The 243-nt window shown below is 67.9% G+C and carries 1 protein-coding gene; it reads right to left on the bottom strand.

All coding sequences use genetic code 11. The features are described from left to right. Nucleotides 1-243, bottom strand: a 243-nt coding sequence (locus tag FQ389_RS17605) for a WXG100 family type VII secretion target (protein ID WP_144209936.1), incomplete at both ends; no start/stop codon positions are given.

Raw genomic sequence — 243 nt, 5'->3', positions numbered from 1 at the left:
CCCGACGGCGCTGTCGGTGCTGGCCATGTTGTTGCCCGCGGTCTGCACCTTCTGCCCGTGCTGGTTGGCCTGCTCGTAGATCACCTGGAAGTTCCGGCCCAACTGGGTAATGAACTCCTGGCAAGCCACCGAACCGGCGCCGCCCCAAAAGTCGCCGGCGGCCAGCACATCGCGAACGATGGACTGGTGCTCGGCCTCCAACGAAGCGGCCTGCGCGCGGATCAGCGCGCCGTGCGCGTCGAC

It is taken from the genome of Mycobacterium tilburgii, from assembly GCF_902168065.1.
GTDB lineage: Bacteria > Actinomycetota > Actinomycetes > Mycobacteriales > Mycobacteriaceae > Mycobacterium > Mycobacterium tilburgii.
Note: the sequence above shows the minus strand (reverse complement) of the source record. Positions and strands in the feature narration are given on the sequence as shown.